Below are 16909 nucleotides of genomic sequence, written 5' to 3' on the forward strand. Positions count from 1 at the left end.
TGGCAACAGGCGGGTCCGTTTTATTGGCTTGGTATCTATTTGTCAGTGAATGGAAAGAGGTTATTTCCCCATGATGAGCACGAGTGAACACCCCGGTCAGATTGCGCTGCTGGGAGGCTCGGTGGATCGTGTTGCCTTGCCACTTCTCGATCTGTCCTGCTGGGATCCATTGCAGCAGCCGGTATTACTGCTCAACCTGCCTGCAGATGAGCAGGACAGGGTATTGCAGGCTGTGCGGCGTGACCCGATACGTTATTTGCAGCCGGTATTTTGTGTTGTGAAGAGCCCGCTCTCTCCCATGTTGGCCGACGGTCTCCTGACACAGCTGGATGAACGGGCCTCTGACATGCTTGAACGGTTGGCGTTGTTGACCCCTCGAGAGCATCCGGATGACATGGAAAAGCTGGCTTGGTACAGCTGGCCTCGCTCCCATTTTCGCTTGTTGCCACGTTGGCAGGCTGGTTGCCGTCAGGGGTACAGCTATCCCCTGCTGGATTGCCTGCTGGGCAGCGAAGCAGGGGATGCCCTCCCGCAGCTGGTTGCAGAGCGTTTATTGCAGAGTGAGCAGCTGGTGGACCGGGTACGTCTTTGTCACAGTTGCAACTCGGCACATCTCAATTTTGTCGATGTGTGTCCCGAATGCGCTCATATCGCCATCCAGGCCAAGCCAGCTGTGCACTGCTTCACCTGCGGGCACGTGGATGATCAGGATGCATTCATGCGACAGGGTGTGCTGCGTTGTCCCAAGTGCGTCACGACTCTGCGTCACATCGGTGTTGACTATGACAGGCCCCTTGAGAAATTCCGTTGTTTGTCATGCCATGCCCGTTTTATGGAGGCTGCCGTCCAGGCGCGTTGCCATGAATGTGGCCAGGCGCACAAACCCGATGATCTGGTGGTTGCGCCCATCTATGAATATCGCATCGGCAAGCTGGCCCGCCACATCGCACGGGAAGGAACTCAACAACTGCATCTGCCGTTGACCTGGGGTACCCCTATGGCCATGGAGCACTTCCCCTGGTTGCTGCAATGGAACAACAGCTTGCTGCAACGCCATGGTGGCTGCCATACCTTGCTGGCTATTCGGGTTGAGCATCTGGCTGAGTTGCGGGCCGAGTTGGGCATGCTAAAGACTCAGCAGCGACTGGCCGCTCTGCTCAGCCGTTTGCAAGCTCTATTCCGTGATACCGATGTCGTTTGCCAGTATGCCGATGACCGATTGTTATTGCTGTTGCCGCATACTGATGCCGACGACTGGCGCATTCTGCAGGAGCGCATTCAGGCATTGAATCTCATCGAAGGACTGGATGCTCTGACGCTGGCGGTGAAAGTACAACCTTTGCCCGCCCTGTTGGGCGACGATACAGCGGTATGGCTCGGCCAGTGGCTGGATGGAGATAGCCCGGATGCATGAGTGGATGAATACGGTGCACTACATCCTGATAGAGATACTGGGTAGCCTCCAGTTTTCTCCCCGGATGATTCTGTTGCTGTTGCCCATGTTGCTGTTGATGGAGGTGCCACTGATGGCGCTGACGTTGACCGGGATCCTGAAATGGTATGCGCGCCAGCTTCCCATGGCATCTGAACTGCCGCGATCTCGGCGCTGTCCCAAAGTGTCTTGCATCATCACCTGTTATGGGGAAGGGGAGGCGATCCGCTCCACCATATTGACGCTCAAGGAACAGCTTTATCGCGGTCAAATGGAAATCATTGCTGTGATTGATGGCGCCAAGGCCAACGCGCATACCTATCAGGCTGCGCTCAATTGTGTTCGTGAATTCGAGGGGTGCGAGAACAGAAGTTTGGTCCTGCTACCGAAATGGCAGAGGGGAGGCCGGGTCTCCACTCTCAATGCCGGTCTCTCCGCTGCGACTGGCGAGATAGTGATGAACGCGGATGGAGATACCTCCTTTGACAACAACATGATCGATGAGATCGTGGCTTGTTTCGATGATCCTGATGTGCCTGCTGTGGGAGGGGCATTAAGGGTGCGAAATCTGAACGATGGCGTACTGACCCGGATGCAGAGCATTGAGTACATGATCTCCATGCAGGGGGGCAAGACGGGACTGAGCGAGTGGAACCTCATCAACAATATCTCGGGAGCCTTCGGTGCGTTTCGTCGTGATTTTTTGCGCCAGATTGGTGGGTGGGATACCCATACCGCAGAAGATCTGGATCTGACGGTCCGTATTAAGCATTACCTCAAACGCCATCCGGCTTTAAAGATAGGGTTCGCCCCTCGTGCCATCGGTCACACCGATGCGCCCGCAGACGTGATCACGCTTGCCAAGCAGCGTTTACGCTGGGATGGAGATCTGCTGTTTCTCTATCTGCGCAAGCACAAGCTCTCCCTGACGCCGCGTATTCTGGGCTGGAAGACCTTTTTGTTTACCTTGATCTACGGGGTGGCGCAAAACGTGGTGCTGCCCCTGCTGGTCATGGGTTATAGCTGGTGGTTGGTGCTTAGCTATCCGGGGCAGTTTGTCGCTGCGTTGATGATCTGTCTCTATCTGGTTTACCTGTTTCTTACCCTGGTTAATTTCGCCGTGTTTTTGCTGGCTATATCTGAACGCCCGGAGGCAGATCTACGTCTGCTGCCATGGTTGTGTCTTTACCCGGTGTACACCTTGCTGATGCGCTTGTGGTGCGCCATCGCACTGTTGAATGAGATGTTCCGGCGCGGTCATGAAGAGAGCAGCATGGCCCCCTGGTGGGTATTAAAACGAGGAAATAAATTCTGATGAAAGTCACATTCAATCCCCCCAAGAAGCAGGATGCCACGTCGGATGAAGGGATCCGGGTATTGTATGCCCCCGCCAAGCGTGTCGCCTTCAAGGCTCGCTGGTATCTCATCCTGTTACTGGCATTCAGTCCCGTTATTATTCTGCTGTGGTATCTGGGGCGCGAGTGGTGGCTGACCCAGGCGCCAGCCATCATTACCACCGAGCCGCAACTGGTTGTTGCCAATGGGGATGGCTTTATTCGACACATCTACACGGCTCCCGGCCAGGGGGTGTCACAAGGCGATGCCCTGATGCAGTTCGAATCTCCAACCCTCAAGGCCAACATGGCGGAACGAAAAGCGCGCAGAGCGGCCATCGAATTGAGCAAGGCTGAGGCTGAACAGGCTATCTTGCGCAATCTGGACGAACAGATTGGTATTGCCGAACGGGGGAGCCGGGAGCAGGAGGTCATCTATCAGGAGTATGCCGGTTATAAAAAAGAGAAGCTGGTATCCAGTGCAGAGTACGCAACGGCCCTGCTGAATTGGACTCAGTCACGCATAGCTCTGCAGAAGGCAAGGGCAGAGAAGATAGCGCAGGAACTGCAAATCAGTGAGGACCAACTGACCGGACCGCTAGCCAGTGCTCGTCACTTGCTCGATCAGGAGCTGACCGAGATGGAAGCGATGGCGTACCATCAACAGCCAAGAGCTCCGGCGACTGGCAAGGTTTCAGATGTGCTGGTACAGGAGGGGGACTGGGTATTCTCGGGGGCTCCTCTGGCACTTATCTCGAAGCGAGAAGACCCGCTGGTGATAGCCTATGTGCAGCCCAAATATCTCTCTTCAATGGCTCCTGGACACAAGGCTGTCGTCAAGCTGCCCAGCGGGGAGCGTCTGGCTGCCAGGGTCGCCAGACAGGTCGAGCTGGCGGACAAGTTGCCGGCTCAGTTAGCCGCACCGTTTGAAGGGGAGTAAGCAACCCTCAAGGTCGCACTCTCGCTGGATGAAAAATTACCCCCGAACCTGCAAGTGGAAGGGTTGCCGGTGACCGTGTTGTTTGATTGACGTCTATGGCGTTGTGATCCTGAATCGCAACGCCTTCTTTTGGGTTTCGGCCATAAAAGGTGGCTGGTGTATTGAAGCCCGCAATTGCCCCTCCCTTTTTCATTCATCAATGACTTTATTTCCGCAATGCTCGCAGATGGCATGTCGTTCAAAGCGATCCATGTTGGCCAGAAAGGGGCCGGCGGCCCAGCCGGTAATGAAGTCCTTGATAAACGCTTTGCGCTTTTGCGCCGGTGTCAGCTGCTGGCCAAAGGATTTGTCGACCAGCACCACGACATGGTTGGTCTCGCGCTGACAACTCGGGCAGTAGCGTTGTTCGGTGGATGAAAGCAAGGGGGGCTCCTGGTCCGGGGGAGTGGGCGGCAGGTTTTCCGCCGCAGATATGTGTCGTCCCCATTTGATTCCTTTTGCAGGCAGGTCGTCAATCACGGCAGAGGTGGATTTTGCGCTATTCCCCATGAAGAGAGGGCCAGTCAGCAAGGGTGACCAGAGGGGCCAGCGGGCCCCTCTGCTGTTGCCGTTTGTCACACATTGCCACACAAGCTTCCCCCTCTGGCAAAGTCCTGTGACCAGACGGGTGTGCAATGGTGCCATGAGCAGGGGCGAGGCCCTGCTGCGATGGAACCAGGGAGCATGTTATGACGAGTAAACGGGTGTGGTGGCTGTTGCCACTGCTGGCGGTCGGGGTCTGGTGGCTCGGTTATGCGGGGGATGCCAACGGGGTGTGGCCCTGGCGCCATGAGATGTTGTTACTGACCGGCCTGCTGGGGATGACCTATATGGCGATTTCGCTGTTGCTGGCCTTGCGTCTGCCGCAGTTGGAGGTGTGGTGTGGCGGTCTGGATCGGATGTTGCGATTGCACCGTCAGATGGCCATCGGCGGTGCATTGGCGCTCACTGCGCATTGGCTGGTGGTGGAGGTGCCCAAGTGGGCGGTCTCGGCGGGTTGGCTGAGTCGTCCTGCGCGGCGTGGGGCCAGTACAGCTGGCGCTGGTGCAGGTAATGGCATCTCGCTCCATGCCCTTGGCAATACCCTGGGTGAGTGGAGTTTCTATCTACTGATCGCGTTGGTGGTAGTGAGCTTGCTGGCGCTGGTGAGTTATGGCCGTTTTCGGCTGATCCACCGGCTGGCGCCGCTCATCTATCTGGCGGGGTGGGGGCACGGGCTCTGCCTGTTGCCTCAGGTGGGAGCCATGACGCCGGTTGGGGTATCGATCTGGTTGATCGGCGGAATCGGCGCTATCGGGGCCCTCTACTCCCTGCTGGGGCAAGTGGGGGCGCGGAAGCGCCATCCCGGCCGGGTCGTTGCGGTGCGGACGCTGGCGGATCAGACCTGCGAGCTGACCATGGAGCTGGAGAGGCCGCTCGCCCATTACCGCCCGGGCCAGTTTGCCTTCTTCGAGTTTGACGCCAAGGAGGGGCCGCACCCCTTTACCCTGGTGCGGGTGTCAGCGGATCGGCGCCAGCTGGTGATCGCGGTGCGGGCGCTCGGGGATCATACCCGTCAGCTGGTGGCAGAGGCGCGCATCGGGGATGGGGTGGTGGTGACCGGGCCCTATGGCGCCTTTGTCGCCCCGCAAGGGGGAGGTAGAGCCCTCTGGCTGGGGGCCGGGATAGGTATCACGCCGTTCGTCGCCTGGCTGGAGGGGCTGGCTGCCCGTGGGGAGCGGGGCGAGGGGATCACCCTGATCCAGTGCGCGCCGGATCTGGCGGGAGCTGTCTACCACCGACGGTTGGCCGAGCTCTGTCATCGCACCGGTGTGCGTTATCAGCTGCATCTGGACAAGGCGGCCGGGCGGCTGGATCTGGCTCGCATCGCGCAGGATGCGCCCGAGCAGGTGTGGTTTTGCGGGCCGGAGGGGATGGCAGATGCCCTGACCCGGCTGTTGCCGGACGGGCATCTGCATCGCGAGCTGTTTCGCTTTCGTTGAGCTCGATGGGCGCCGTTATTTGGCGCTGGCTGGCAACTGCTTGAGGGCGGCTTGTACTGCCGCCTCCAGTTGCGGGTCGCGCCCGGCCACCATGTCGGCGGGGGTGAGGGGCGCCTGCAGGTCCGGGATCAGCTCCTGATTCTCGTAGAAGGTGCCGTCCGGTTTGCGCAGCCCCAGGGTCGGAATGCCGTAGGAGAGGCCCGGGATCAGCCGGGAGTCGTGGCTGTAGACCATGGTGCCGGTGCCGGGCACCGGATCGCCGACGATGGGGCCGACCTTGAGGGTGCGGTAGTACTCGGGGAAGGCGGAGCCTTCCGAGTAGCTGCCAGCGTTGACCAGCACCACCGAAGGCTTGGTCCACTGGCGAGTGGCGGCGTCGGTTTCACCCTTGCCCTGACGGGGCCAACTGCTGGCCATCCCCTTGGTGCTGCCGCTGCCGGTCAGAAACTCCACCAGGGTATTGGCGAGATAGCCGCCGCTGTTGAAGCGGACATCGACGATCATCGCCTCGCGATTGCGCTGCCTGCCGAGGGCATCCGCCACCACCGCATCGTAGACCTCGCTATTCATTGCCGGCAGATAGACGTAGCCGACCCGTCCTCCGCTCAGGCTGGCCACCAGCTCCCGCCGTTTCTCAATCCAGCGATCCTGTTGCAGCTGGTACTCCTGCTGCTTGTCGATGGCGGTGAGCACTACCTCGTCAGTTTGCTTGTTGCCCTCCTGCTGGAAGGTGAGGGCGAGCCGGGCACCGGCCTGATGGTTGAGGGCCTGATCCAGCTCGGCCAGATTGGCAATCGGGACGCCGTTGATGGCGAGCAGGCGGGCGCCCGGGGCGATATCGCTCTCCTGATCCAGCGGGCCGCCAGAGAGCAGGGCGGTGAGCATCACCCCTTGCTCGCCATCCTGCCAGTAGGCGCCCAGGCTGGCGGTCTCGTCCGCCATGCGCGGGAAGGGGGCGGGGCCGCTGCCCCAGGTGTGGGAGACATTGAGCTCGCCAGCCAGCTCCGCCAGCAGGTTGCCAAAGTCCCGCGGGTTGCCGATGCCCGGCAGCAGGCGGCGGTAAGCGGCGACATAGCTCTCCCAATCTACCCCGTTCATATCGTCCAGATAGAACTCGTCCCGGGTGAGCCGGGCGATCTGATCGAAGGCGGCGGTCATGCGTTCCTGCCAGCGGCTGGTGGGCTGCAAGGCGAAGGGGGCGCTGGTGGCTTCGCCGGAGTCGAGGTGGATCCGGGTGATCTCACCATCCCGCACCAGGGTAGCCAGGGTGCCCTGCTGGTTGAGGCTTGCCAGCGCAGGGCCGGGCTGCTCGCCAAACAGTTCGCTGGTTTTGCCCTTGCGCAGATCCTGGCTGTAGCCCTTGATCTCGCTCTCGCTGTTGACCCCCATCTCCTCCACCAGATAGATCAGCTGGTCGCCGATGATGCGGCTGGCGAGCAGGGTGCCGGTGGGTTGCAGCAGCAGTGCTTCGCGATGGTTGAGACGATCGCTCTCAAAGCCGTATCCCCCTTTCGGCGGCTCCAGTTCGGCAATGGCATCGGCTCTGGCGGCGCGGCTGCTGTAAATGCCGAGCAGGTTGGTGACGAGGGGTTCGCCATCGGGCCCCAGTGCGCCAAACCGGGTCGATTGCCAGTAGAGAATGGCGCCATCCTGACTCCAGCCCGGTTGTCCATCCTGATAGCCGTTGAGGCTGACATTGACCGGTTTGGCCTTGGGATTGGCCGTATCGATCACCGCGATCTCCTGCTCTGCCGCATCGGGGCGGAAAGTGAGCGCCAGATGGCGTGAGTCGGGGGCAAAGGCGAGATGTACCTCGTGGCGCGACGGGTTGAAGCTGGCAGGCACCAGCTCCCGCTGCTTGTTGCTCGCCAGATCCAGCAGGTGGATGGCCTGGCCATCCACCACGAATGCGAGCTGTTTGCCATCGGGGGAGAGCACCGGACGGCTGATCCCCTTGTCGGGAATCGCCAGCAGCAGACTCTCGGTCAAAGTGCCGGGATCGCTGAACAGCAGATCAGGGTCCCCCTTGCGCAGGCGATAGAGGGCGGCGTGCCCCTGCTGCTCCGACAGATAGATGAGGGCGCGGCCCTGCTCGGCGAAGAGAGGGCTGGATTGCTCGCTCGGATCTCGGGTCAGCTGACGCACCCGCTCCCGCTCGGGGTCGACGGCAAACAGGTTGCCCTCGCTCACCAGGATCAGCTCATCCGCCTCTTCGCTGACCAGCGCTTCGTCTGCCAGGGTCAGGGCCTCGCTCGCCTCATCCGGCGTGCTTGCCACTTGCGGGGTGAGGGTCAGCTTGCGTGGCTCGCTGCTACCGGCATCGAGGCGATAGAGTTCACCGAGCCATGACCAGACCAGATCGCCATTGCGAGAGGCGCTGAGCCCCCGCACCGGATGGCCCTGATAGTGGGTCAGCTGTTGCTCCTTGCCGCTGGCGAGATCCCGGCGCCAGACGTTGAAATCGCCGCTGCGCTCGCTCAGGTAAAGGAGGGTATCTCCCTTGTCGCTCCAGACCGGATCGGTGGCCGCCACCCGATCTTCGGTCAGCTGCTTGTGCTGCTTGCCATCAAACAGCCAGAGACGGGGTACCGCGAACGAGTGCTGATGCTTGCGAAAGGGTTGATCCGCCGCGGGCATCTGATAGGCGATCCGCTCCCCGTGGGGGCGGGCGAGGGTCGCAGGCAGCGGCAGATCGGCCTGCAAGGTGCCGCCGGTGATCGGGGTCCAGTAGAGCTCGCCCCATTGGTAGCCTTCCGCGACAAAATGGTCGGCATCGGGCGCGCCCAGGCGCTGGCTGCTCAGCAGCAGTCGTTTGCCATCGGTGCTGAAGGCTTGCGGCAGATCGGTGCGCGAATCGCGAGTGAGGCGCACCATCTCGCCGCCGTTGGCGGGTACCACGAACACATCTTCGTTGCCGTAGAGATTGGTGGCAAAGGCGAGTTGTTTGCCATCCGGCGACCAGATTGGCCGCTGGCTCAGGTAGTCGCTGCCGGTGAGCGCCGTGGCGGGGCCACCCTCGGCACTGGCGACAAAAATGCGCCCCTGCCAGGTGAAGGCAAGCTGCTTGCCATCGGGGGAGAGGGCTGGCTCGCGCAGCCAGAGTGCATCGGCGGCGACACTGGCGGGTAGCCAGAGCAGTGCGCTGACCAGCAGCAGGCGGGTCAGCGAAGAGTTCGGCAAGAAGTGCAGAGGCATGATGTCATCCTGAATCAGGTTCAATTGTTACATATTTACCGATCTGCGGCATCATGGCTAGCCAGAAAATGTAAGCTATGTTTTTGTTTTTATTGTCAATTAGTCATGTTTGTGTAGGTCGTTCATGGACCATTCACCGTTCGCAGCCAAGATATGTTTTATTGGGTCTATTGAGTATTGATGGCGATCCAATATCATGGCGCTCGCTCGCCAACGGGCGAGCCTATTCAGATGATGTGACAACCATAAAAAGCCCTGCCAGAGGCTTGTCGAGGGATGGAATGAGAGCCGTATTGTTGTGTGTGCTGGGGCTGTGGCCCGCGCTGAGTTTTGCCTTTACCGAAAAAGCCGATTTGGTGGTGGTCAAGAAGTCTACCTACAGCCTCACCCTGATGAAGGATGGCAAGGAACTGAAGCGCTACTGGGTTGCACTGGGCCCGGCGCCCAAGGGGCACAAGCAGCGGGAAGGGGATCAACGTACCCCGGAGGGGCGCTACACCCTGGATTACAAGAAGAGCAACTCCGGCTTTTATAAAGCGATACATATCAACTACCCGAATCTGGACGACATCAAGCGCGCCAATGAGTTGGGGGTGAACCCGGGTGGCATGATCATGATCCATGGTCAGCTTAACCGGATGGGTAACCGTCGGGTACAGCCCTCCAACTGGACCAACGGTTGTATTGCGGTACTTAACCACGAGATGGATGAGCTCTGGAATGCCATTGACCCGGGTACGCCCATCATCATCGAGCCCTGATCCGCACAACGGGGGCCTTGTCGGCAGACAAGGCCCCCGTTCTGTTCTGGTTGTGATCCCCTTTAACGGATGTCTTTTTGAGACATTCGCATTGTTGTGAATGTCACTTCAAAAAAAGCCTGCAAATGGTGAGGATATGTGCTCTGTCCGTGAAGGAGTGTCCCATGTCTTTGACCGAAACCTGTCAGCGTATCGTGCGCGATCCCCATCTCTCCGCTGCTCAGAAGAGCCACGCACTGGCGCTGGCCGCCGAGAATGCGTTGCCCTACCCCGACCTGCCTGCCGCAGTCGCCGAGGCGATGGAGCAGGGATTTATCTGCGACATGTTCGAAGGGCACGCCCCCTACAAGCCGCGTTATGTGCTGCCGGACTATGAAAAATTTCTGACTCAGGGCTCTGCCTGGCTGGAGCTGGCGGCGCCGCAGGATTTCGACGAGGCGCTCAATGCCCTGCGCATCCTCTATCACCATGTCCCCTCCGTCACCGGCATGCCGGTCTGGCTGGGGCGGCTCGACCATCTGCTGTTGCCGTTTGTCGGCGAACTGGATGACGAGACCCTCTATCGCAAGCTGAAGGGGTTCTGGGTCTATCTGGACAGGGTGCTGCCGGACGCCTTCATGCACGTCAACATCGGGCCTGATGACAACCGCATCTGCCGCCTGATCCTGCGCATCGACAACGAGCTCAAGCAGGTGGCGCCGAACCTCACCTTCTTCCACGATCCGGAGCAGACCCCGGACAGCCTGCTGCTGCAGGCGGTGAAGAACATCGCCGAGTGCAGCAAGCCGCACATCGCCAACTACCCGATCCATCGCGATACCTTTGACCAGCGTGGTTTTGGCATCGTCAGCTGTTACAACGCCTTGCCGCAGGCCGGTGGCGCCAATACCCTGGTGCGCATCTCCCTCAAGCGGGTCGCCGAGCAGTGCCAGGGGATCGATGACTTCCTAGGCTGCCTGCTGCCCCACTACTGCCGTCTGGCCTCCCAGTTGATCGAAGCGCGGGCCGCTTTCTTGCATCAGGAGTCCGGCTTCTTCAACAGCTTCCTGGTGAAAGAGGGGCTGCTGGATGAGGATCGCTTCGTCCCCATGTTCGGCATCTACGGCATGGCGGAAGCGGTCAATATCCTGATGGATAAAGAGAATCTGCCGGATCGCTATGGTCACGGCGAGGAGGCGAACCAGCTTGGCTATCGCATCTCGGCCCAGCTCTCGGAATATGTCACTGCGACGCCGCAAACCCATGCCTGGGGTGGTCGCGCCCTGCTGCACTCGCAAGGTGGCCTCAGCATCGATGTGGCAGTCACCCCCGGGGTGCGCATCCCCTACGGGCAGGAGCCGGATCCGGCCAGCCATGTGCTGGCGCTGGCGCCGCACCACACTTATTACCATTCGGGGATCAGCGAGATCCTCACGCTGGATCCCACCATCCGCCAGAACCCGCAGGCACTGCTGCAGCTCTGCAAGGGAGCGCTTGCCATCGGCATGCGCGAGTTCACCGCCAACGTGGCCGACAGCGATCTGGTGCGGGTGACCGGCTACATGATCCGCAAGAGCGACGTGGCTCGCTTCGCAGAGGAGGGATCGCGCTTGCAGACCACCTGTCTCGGTGCCGAGGCGAGTGAAGTGACCGCCATTCGTCAGCGGGCTCCGCGGGTAGTCGCCCACGAATCGACCATCGGCGAGTATTGAGTTCGTCCTGATGGCTGATGTCTTGCCAACTCGCAGCGCTCTGGTGAGCAGGGTGCTGCCGTTCTCCTGTGTCGACGGGCCGGGCAACCGGCTGGTGTTGTTTCTGCAGGGGTGCAACTTTCGCTGCCCCGGCTGCCATAACCCGCACACCATAGGGCTGTGCGACGATTGCGGTGACTGCCTTGCGGTCTGTCCGAGTGGCGCCCTCTCCATGAGCGAAGGTAAGGTTAATTGGCAGGAGGCGCTCTGCACCGATTGCGATGCCTGTCTGGATGTCTGCCCGCGCAGTGCCAATCCCAAGACCGCCAGCATGACGGTGGCCGAGGTGCTGGCCCTGCTGCGCCGCTACGGCCCCTTGCTGAGCGGGATTACTGTCTCAGGCGGTGAGGCGACTACTCAGCTCCCCTTCGTGGTTGCGCTCTTTACCGCCATCAAGGCCGCGCCGGATCTGGCCCATCTCACTTGCCTGCTCGACAGCAACGGCTCGCTGGCCGAAACCGGCTGGCAGCGGCTATTGCCGATGCTCGATGGTGCCATGCTCGATCTCAAGGGGTGGCGTGACTCGGTACACCTCTCGCTGACCGGTTACAGCCGCGAACGGGTGCTGGCATCGCTGCAACTGCTGGCAAGTCACGGCAAGCTGACCGAACTGCGGCTGCTCCACGTGCCGGGCAAGAGCGATTTTCTGGATGCGAATGGTGAGCTGGACGCGGATCTCGCCGCCTTCTTGCAGCGGCTGGGGCCTGTGCCCATTCGCCTCAATGGCTTTCGCCACCACGGGGTACGGGGGGAGGCTGCGCAATGGCCAGAGGCGACCCGCAGCGAGCTGGAGTGGCTGGCGAGTCGGTTGCGTGCTGCGGGAGTGGGGGCGGTGACCTTGCCACCGCTGATCTAAAGAGGTCTGATCGATTCCCTTGCTGTGTAGTAAAAGCACACAACTGTGACTTCTGTCTATTGGAGGGGGCCTTGGGGCTCGTTATGATATTGCCCATCCGTCCCTCCTCCATCACAGATAAATCATGAGTGAAAGCAAGGCGTTATATCGGGTTCAGTTTATTTGCCACAACGAGCGCTATGAGGTTTATGTGCGCCAGGTGAATCAGGGCCAACTGTTTGGATTTATCGAGATCGCCGATTTTGTCTGGGACAACCACACGGCGCTTATCGTCGATCCCAGCCATGAAAAGCTCAAGAGCGAATTTGCCGATGTGCGTCACACCCTTATCCCCATGCATCAGGTGTTACGCATCGATCAGGTGAAAAAGCAGGGGGCTGCCCGCATTACGGATCTGGGTAGCAACGTCGCCTCCTTCCCCAGTCCCATTTATACCAAGCGTCCCTGATCCCTCATTGCCGTGGATGTTTCGCCGTGGCGAAACATCCATCTCTTCTCGCTGTCACCTGGCTCAGGGCTCGACCAGCTCGCGACCCAGTTGCAGGATCCGCTGGCGGAACCAGTGGCGGGCCGAGCCATCACCGGCCGGGCCATACCAGACCAGACTGTGACTCACCTTGCCGTAATCGAACGGTGCCGGACGCAGCTCCAGATCCGGCTGGCTGGCGATGCATGCCGCCCAGCCACCGATGGCGGTGAGGATCAGATCGGTCTGGGGCAGCAGGGCCGCCGCGCTGGCAAAATCGGGCAGGGTGGCGCCAATCTGGCGACGCACCTGTTGCTGGGCAAGGCTCTGCTCGAAGAAGGGGTTGGCCAGCTCCTGATCCCGGATGGCGATATGGCGCCAGCTCAGGTAGGCATCGAGATCCCAGGGCTTGGCCAGCGCCGGGTGGTCTTTGCGCAGCAGACAGACCAGTTTCTCTTCCCGCAGGGTCTCCCACACCAGCCCGGGCTGGCGCGGTAACGGCTGGCTCTGGTCATGGGGCAGGATCACGAAGTCGAGTTTGCCCGCTGCCAGCGCCTCCAGCCCCTGCTCATCCTTGTTCCAGATCTCCGGCACCATGCCCGGCACTTCTTTCATCAGCTGACCCAGAATGGGGCCCACCGGCCAGGTCATCACGCTCTCGCGCAATCCCAGCCGCAAGCAGCCCTGCCACTGCTGGGGGTTGAAGGCATTCTGGCGAGTGAGGCCGTTCAGCTCCCCCAACAACCGGTGCAGGGTGGGAGCCAGTCGCTCGGCCATGGGGGTGAGCAGCAGCTGGTTGCCCTGGCGGTAGAGCAGTTGATCCCCCAGCAGACCCCGCAGCTGGTTGAGGGTCTTGCTAACGGTGGAAGGCGTGGTGCAGAGCCGCTCGGCGGTGCGGGTGACGCTCTGGTTGTCGAGCAGCAGATGCAGGGTGACCAGATGGCGACCTCCCAGCCGAGAGAGTGCGATCAGATCCATAAGTACTCCACAAGCGAAGGGAAGAGACAAGACAAGAAAGCCCCGCCAAAGCGGGGCTGATGCGGATTAGCCCTTGAGCACCGCCGCCATGGCGTCAGCCACATAGTCGACGTTGCGGCTATTGAGGCCCGCCACGCACATGCGACCGGATCGCACCAGATAGACGGCGAACTCCTCGCGCAGCCTGTCCACCTGCTCCGGGGTGAAGCCGGTGTAGCTGAACATGCCGCGCTGGTTGATGAAGTAGCTGAAGTCGCGGCCCGGCACCTTGGCGCTCAGCACCTCGAACAGCTTCTGGCGCATGGCCTTGATGCGGGTGCGCATCTCGGTCACTTCGTCGACCCACATGGCGTGCAGCTCGGGCTGGCTCATCACAGCCGCGGTGATCTGGCCACCGTGGGTGGGCGGGCTTGAGTAGTTGCGACGCACGGTGGCCTTCATCTGACCCAGTACGCGGCTGGCTTCTTCGGCATCCTTGCAGATGACCGACAGGCCGCCGCACCGCTCGCCGTAGAAGGAGAGGTTCTTGGAAAAGGAGTTGCTGACGAAGAAGCTTACGCCGGCGGCCACCATGGCGCGAATGGCGTAGGCATCCTCTTCCAGCCCGTCGCCGAAGCCCTGATAGGCGATATCCATAAAGGGGATCAGGTTCTTCTCGACCACCAGCGCGATCACCCGATCCCACTGGGCACGGGAGAGATCCACCCCGGTCGGGTTGTGGCAGCAGGGGTGCAGCAGCACGATGCTCTTGGCCGGCAGGGTACTCAGGCAGTCGATCATCGCATCAAACTGCACGCCGCCAGTGGCCGCATCGTAGTAGGGGTAGTCGTGCACCTTGATGCCGGCGCCTTCGAACATCGCCTTGTGGTTATCCCAGGTGGGATTGCTGACCCACACCTCGGAGGTCGGGAAGTAGCGCTTGAGCAGATCGGCGCCGATCTTCAGAGCGCCGGAGCCGCCGATGGTCTGGATGGTGGCGATACGTCCCGCCTTGACCGCTTCATGGTCGGCACCAAACAGCAGGTGTTGCACTGCGGTGCGGTAGTTGGCGGCGCCTTCCATCGGCTGGTAGGGGCGCGGGGCAGGGGCGGCCGCGCGCTGGGCTTCGGCCTGCTGCACCGACGGCAGCAGCGGAATGCGCCCCTGCTCGTCGTAATAGAGGCCGATCCCCAGGTTCACCTTCTGCTCGCGGGTGTCTTTGTGGAAGGTCTCGACTAGCGTCAGGATGGGGTCGCCAGCATAGGCATCGACGTGTTCAAACATGGGGGATCCTTGAAATTGACTGTCCAGTAAAACCGGCTGTCAGCCGGGCTGGACATCATGGCGCAAAGCTGGCGGTGGCTCAAGCCCGAAAGGGACGGGGGCTGGCGGGCAGACGCCACACAGCCGTAAACGGAATGATGCGGGGTCGCCCGCAGCCTCATTCACCGGTCCTACTTCAGATAGGATCGCAATACCCGCACTACTTGATCCAGATCTTCCAGCCGCTCGGCCGGGGTCGCCTCTTCGGCACCCAGATGCTCACGCATGTGCCCTTCCAGCACCTCCAGCATCAGGCCGTTGACGGCACCGCGAATGGCCGCGATCTGCTGCAAAATGGCGGCGCAGTCGCTCTCCTGCTCCAGCGCGTGCTCCAGCGCACCGGCCTGTCCCTTGATGCGACGTACCCGTGCCAGCAGCTTCTTTTTACCGTGAATGGTGTGTGACATGCAGGATCCTCTCGATCAATAAAACTATACTGGGGTATAGTATATTGCATTGTCGTCCTCAGGAGAAATCCATGTCATCCCTTGCCTCATCCCACTGCCACCAACCCGTCGTCCACGAAGGGAATCCGCTGGCCGAACAGAAGACTCGCTGGGCCGTGCTGCTGACCGTCATCATGATGGTGGCGGAGATCGGCGGCGGCTGGTTCTACAACTCCATGGCGCTGCTGGCCGATGGCTGGCACATGAGTTCCCACGCGCTGGCGCTCGGCCTCTCGGTGCTGGCCTACCGCGCCGCCCGCCACTTTGCCCGCGACCACAGATTCAGCTTCGGCACCTGGAAGATCGAGGTGCTGGGTGGCTTCACCAGCGCTCTCCTGCTGGTGTGGGTGGCCGGGCTGATGCTGTTCGAGTCGGTGTTCAGGCTGCTCGATCCCAGCCCGATCCACTATCAACAGGCGATCGCCATCGCGCTGGTGGGGCTGCTGGTGAATCTGGCCTGTGCCTGGCTGCTCAAGGATGATCACGGCCATCATCACCACGGCCATGGGCATGACCACCATCATGGGCATCACGACCACGATCATCATGACCATGACGATCACCACGGCCATCAGGATCTCAACCTGCGTGCCGCCTATATCCACGTGCTGGCGGATGCGGCCACTTCCGTGCTGGCGATCCTGGCACTGGTGGGGGGCATGCTGTGGGGGGCCGACTGGCTGGATCCCCTGATGGGCATAGTGGGGGCCGTACTGGTGGCGGTGTGGGCCTGGGGTCTGCTGCGCGACTCCGGTCGGGTGCTGCTGGATGCCGAGATGGATACCCCGTTGGTGGGTGAGATCCGTGAGGTGATTGCCGACCTGCCGGATGCCGAGATCCGCGATCTGCACGTCTGGCGGGTGGGCCAGCAGCAGTATGCCTGCGTGCTCTCCCTGCTGATGACTGCGCCTGTCTCCGCCAGCGAGATCCGCGCGCGGTTGGCGATACATGAAGAGCTGGTCCATGTGACCATAGAGATAGCCACTCCATAGCCAGATTTATGGCTGTCTATGCCAGATAGCGTGCAACTTGTACTCTGCAACACGAGTAAATCGAAGCAGTTTTTTCTGGGGAGGCCTGTGGCAGGCACGTGCTGACTATGTGCCTGGTACAAGCCTCACCGGGGCTAGGGGTGAGATGTGACGGTTTGAGTTAACGTTCGAAGAAGCGATAGAGGTGTTCTACCTGCATCGGGCAGTCAGCTACCAGATGCACATGATCGCGGGCCTGCTCGACCGTATCGAAACTGACCGGGCAGCCGAGGGTGTCGGTCAGCTCGTAGAGAGCGCCATCATTGCCTCTGAATTCGATGAGCCAGCCGGGGATGGCCACGTCGTGGAGTATTTCGGCCTCTTGCAGGATCTGTTGTTGATAGAGCTTGCGAAGTTCACTGACTGTCATGATGCTCTCCTGTGAAGGGGGATTCAGCTCCAGTCTATGCCTCTCTT

The 16909-nt window shown here is 60.8% G+C and carries 15 protein-coding genes; 9 read left to right on the forward strand and 6 right to left on the reverse strand.

Going from position 1 to position 16909, the window contains the following annotated elements:
* Positions 1-70 precede the first annotated feature (70 nt).
* The 3 genes from G5229_RS13705 to G5229_RS13715 are packed head-to-tail and all read left to right on the forward strand — an operon-like array spanning position 71 to position 3706.
* Positions 71-1414 (forward strand): diguanylate cyclase domain-containing protein, encoded by a 1344-nt coding sequence (locus G5229_RS13705; RefSeq protein ID WP_227341458.1) that lies wholly within the window; start codon positions 71-73, stop codon positions 1412-1414.
* Positions 1407-2747, forward strand: a complete 1341-nt coding sequence (locus G5229_RS13710) for a glycosyltransferase family 2 protein (protein WP_323912496.1) — start codon at positions 1407-1409, stop codon at positions 2745-2747. The genes G5229_RS13705 and G5229_RS13710 overlap by 8 nt, the downstream gene beginning before the upstream one ends.
* The gene (locus tag G5229_RS13715; RefSeq protein WP_421209302.1) at positions 2747-3706 is read left to right on the forward strand and encodes an HlyD family secretion protein; all 960 of its coding nucleotides are present in this window, start codon (positions 2747-2749) and stop codon (positions 3704-3706) included. The genes G5229_RS13710 and G5229_RS13715 overlap by 1 nt, the downstream gene beginning before the upstream one ends.
* Positions 3707-3895: 189 nt before the next feature.
* On the opposite strand, the gene G5229_RS13720 is transcribed toward G5229_RS13715, so the two are convergent.
* Positions 3896-4129: a hypothetical protein gene (locus G5229_RS13720; protein ID WP_319919530.1), complete on the reverse strand. Its 234-nt coding sequence runs from the start codon at positions 4127-4129 to the stop codon at positions 3896-3898.
* Positions 4130-4434: 305 nt separating this feature from the next.
* Here G5229_RS13720 and G5229_RS13725 point away from each other — a divergent pair, with 305 nt between their 5' ends.
* On the forward strand, positions 4435-5727 hold the full coding sequence (locus tag G5229_RS13725) for a ferredoxin reductase family protein (RefSeq protein WP_257725042.1): 1293 nt from the start codon (positions 4435-4437) through the stop codon (positions 5725-5727).
* A gap of 15 nt (positions 5728-5742) precedes the next feature.
* Here G5229_RS13725 and G5229_RS13730 read toward each other — a convergent pair whose 3' ends face one another.
* Positions 5743-8922, reverse strand: a complete 3180-nt coding sequence (locus G5229_RS13730; protein WP_421209304.1) for a S41 family peptidase — start codon at positions 8920-8922, stop codon at positions 5743-5745.
* Positions 8923-9203: 281 nt separating this feature from the next.
* On the opposite strand from G5229_RS13730, the gene G5229_RS13735 reads away from it, so the two are divergent.
* The 4 genes from G5229_RS13735 to G5229_RS13750 all read left to right on the forward strand — a co-directional run bounded on the left by G5229_RS13735 (position 9204) and on the right by G5229_RS13750 (position 12717).
* Entirely contained in the window at positions 9204-9683 is a 480-nt protein-coding gene (locus G5229_RS13735) for a L,D-transpeptidase family protein (RefSeq protein WP_227341454.1), read from the forward strand.
* Between the two features lie 164 nt (positions 9684-9847).
* Complete coding sequence (locus tag G5229_RS13740) at positions 9848-11374, forward strand: YjjI family glycine radical enzyme (RefSeq protein WP_323936353.1); 1527 nt, start codon at positions 9848-9850, stop codon at positions 11372-11374.
* Positions 11375-11384: 10 nt separating this feature from the next.
* Positions 11385-12269, forward strand: coding sequence for a YjjW family glycine radical enzyme activase (locus G5229_RS13745; RefSeq protein WP_421209306.1), 885 nt, complete (start codon positions 11385-11387; stop codon positions 12267-12269).
* A gap of 124 nt (positions 12270-12393) precedes the next feature.
* Positions 12394-12717 (forward strand): DUF1820 family protein, encoded by a 324-nt coding sequence (locus G5229_RS13750; RefSeq protein WP_216952118.1) that lies wholly within the window; start codon positions 12394-12396, stop codon positions 12715-12717.
* Positions 12718-12780: 63 nt separating this feature from the next.
* Here G5229_RS13750 and G5229_RS13755 read toward each other — a convergent pair whose 3' ends face one another.
* The 3 genes from G5229_RS13755 to G5229_RS13765 form a co-directional block, all read right to left on the reverse strand.
* Positions 12781-13713: a LysR family transcriptional regulator gene (locus G5229_RS13755; RefSeq protein ID WP_216952117.1), complete on the reverse strand. Its 933-nt coding sequence runs from the start codon at positions 13711-13713 to the stop codon at positions 12781-12783.
* 66 nt (positions 13714-13779) lie between these two features.
* The gene (locus G5229_RS13760; protein WP_033114017.1) at positions 13780-14976 is read right to left on the reverse strand and encodes an aromatic amino acid transaminase; all 1197 of its coding nucleotides are present in this window, start codon (positions 14974-14976) and stop codon (positions 13780-13782) included.
* A 170-nt stretch (positions 14977-15146) separates the two neighbouring features.
* On the reverse strand, positions 15147-15422 hold the full coding sequence (locus G5229_RS13765) for a metal/formaldehyde-sensitive transcriptional repressor (RefSeq protein ID WP_005343089.1): 276 nt from the start codon (positions 15420-15422) through the stop codon (positions 15147-15149).
* 71 nt (positions 15423-15493) lie between these two features.
* Here G5229_RS13765 and dmeF point away from each other — a divergent pair, with 71 nt between their 5' ends.
* Positions 15494-16453 carry a CDF family Co(II)/Ni(II) efflux transporter DmeF gene (gene dmeF, locus G5229_RS13770; protein ID WP_421209308.1) on the forward strand — a complete coding sequence of 320 codons (960 nt, stop codon included), beginning with the start codon at positions 15494-15496 and terminating at the stop codon, positions 16451-16453.
* Positions 16454-16613: 160 nt separating this feature from the next.
* Here the strand turns inward: dmeF and G5229_RS13775 are convergent, their stop codons facing one another.
* Positions 16614-16862 (reverse strand): hypothetical protein, encoded by a 249-nt coding sequence (locus G5229_RS13775; RefSeq protein ID WP_266135317.1) that lies wholly within the window; start codon positions 16860-16862, stop codon positions 16614-16616.
* Positions 16863-16909: the final 47 nt, after the last annotated feature.

The organism is Aeromonas sp. 602396 (genome assembly GCF_049173735.1).
GTDB lineage: Bacteria > Pseudomonadota > Gammaproteobacteria > Enterobacterales > Aeromonadaceae > Aeromonas > Aeromonas veronii_A.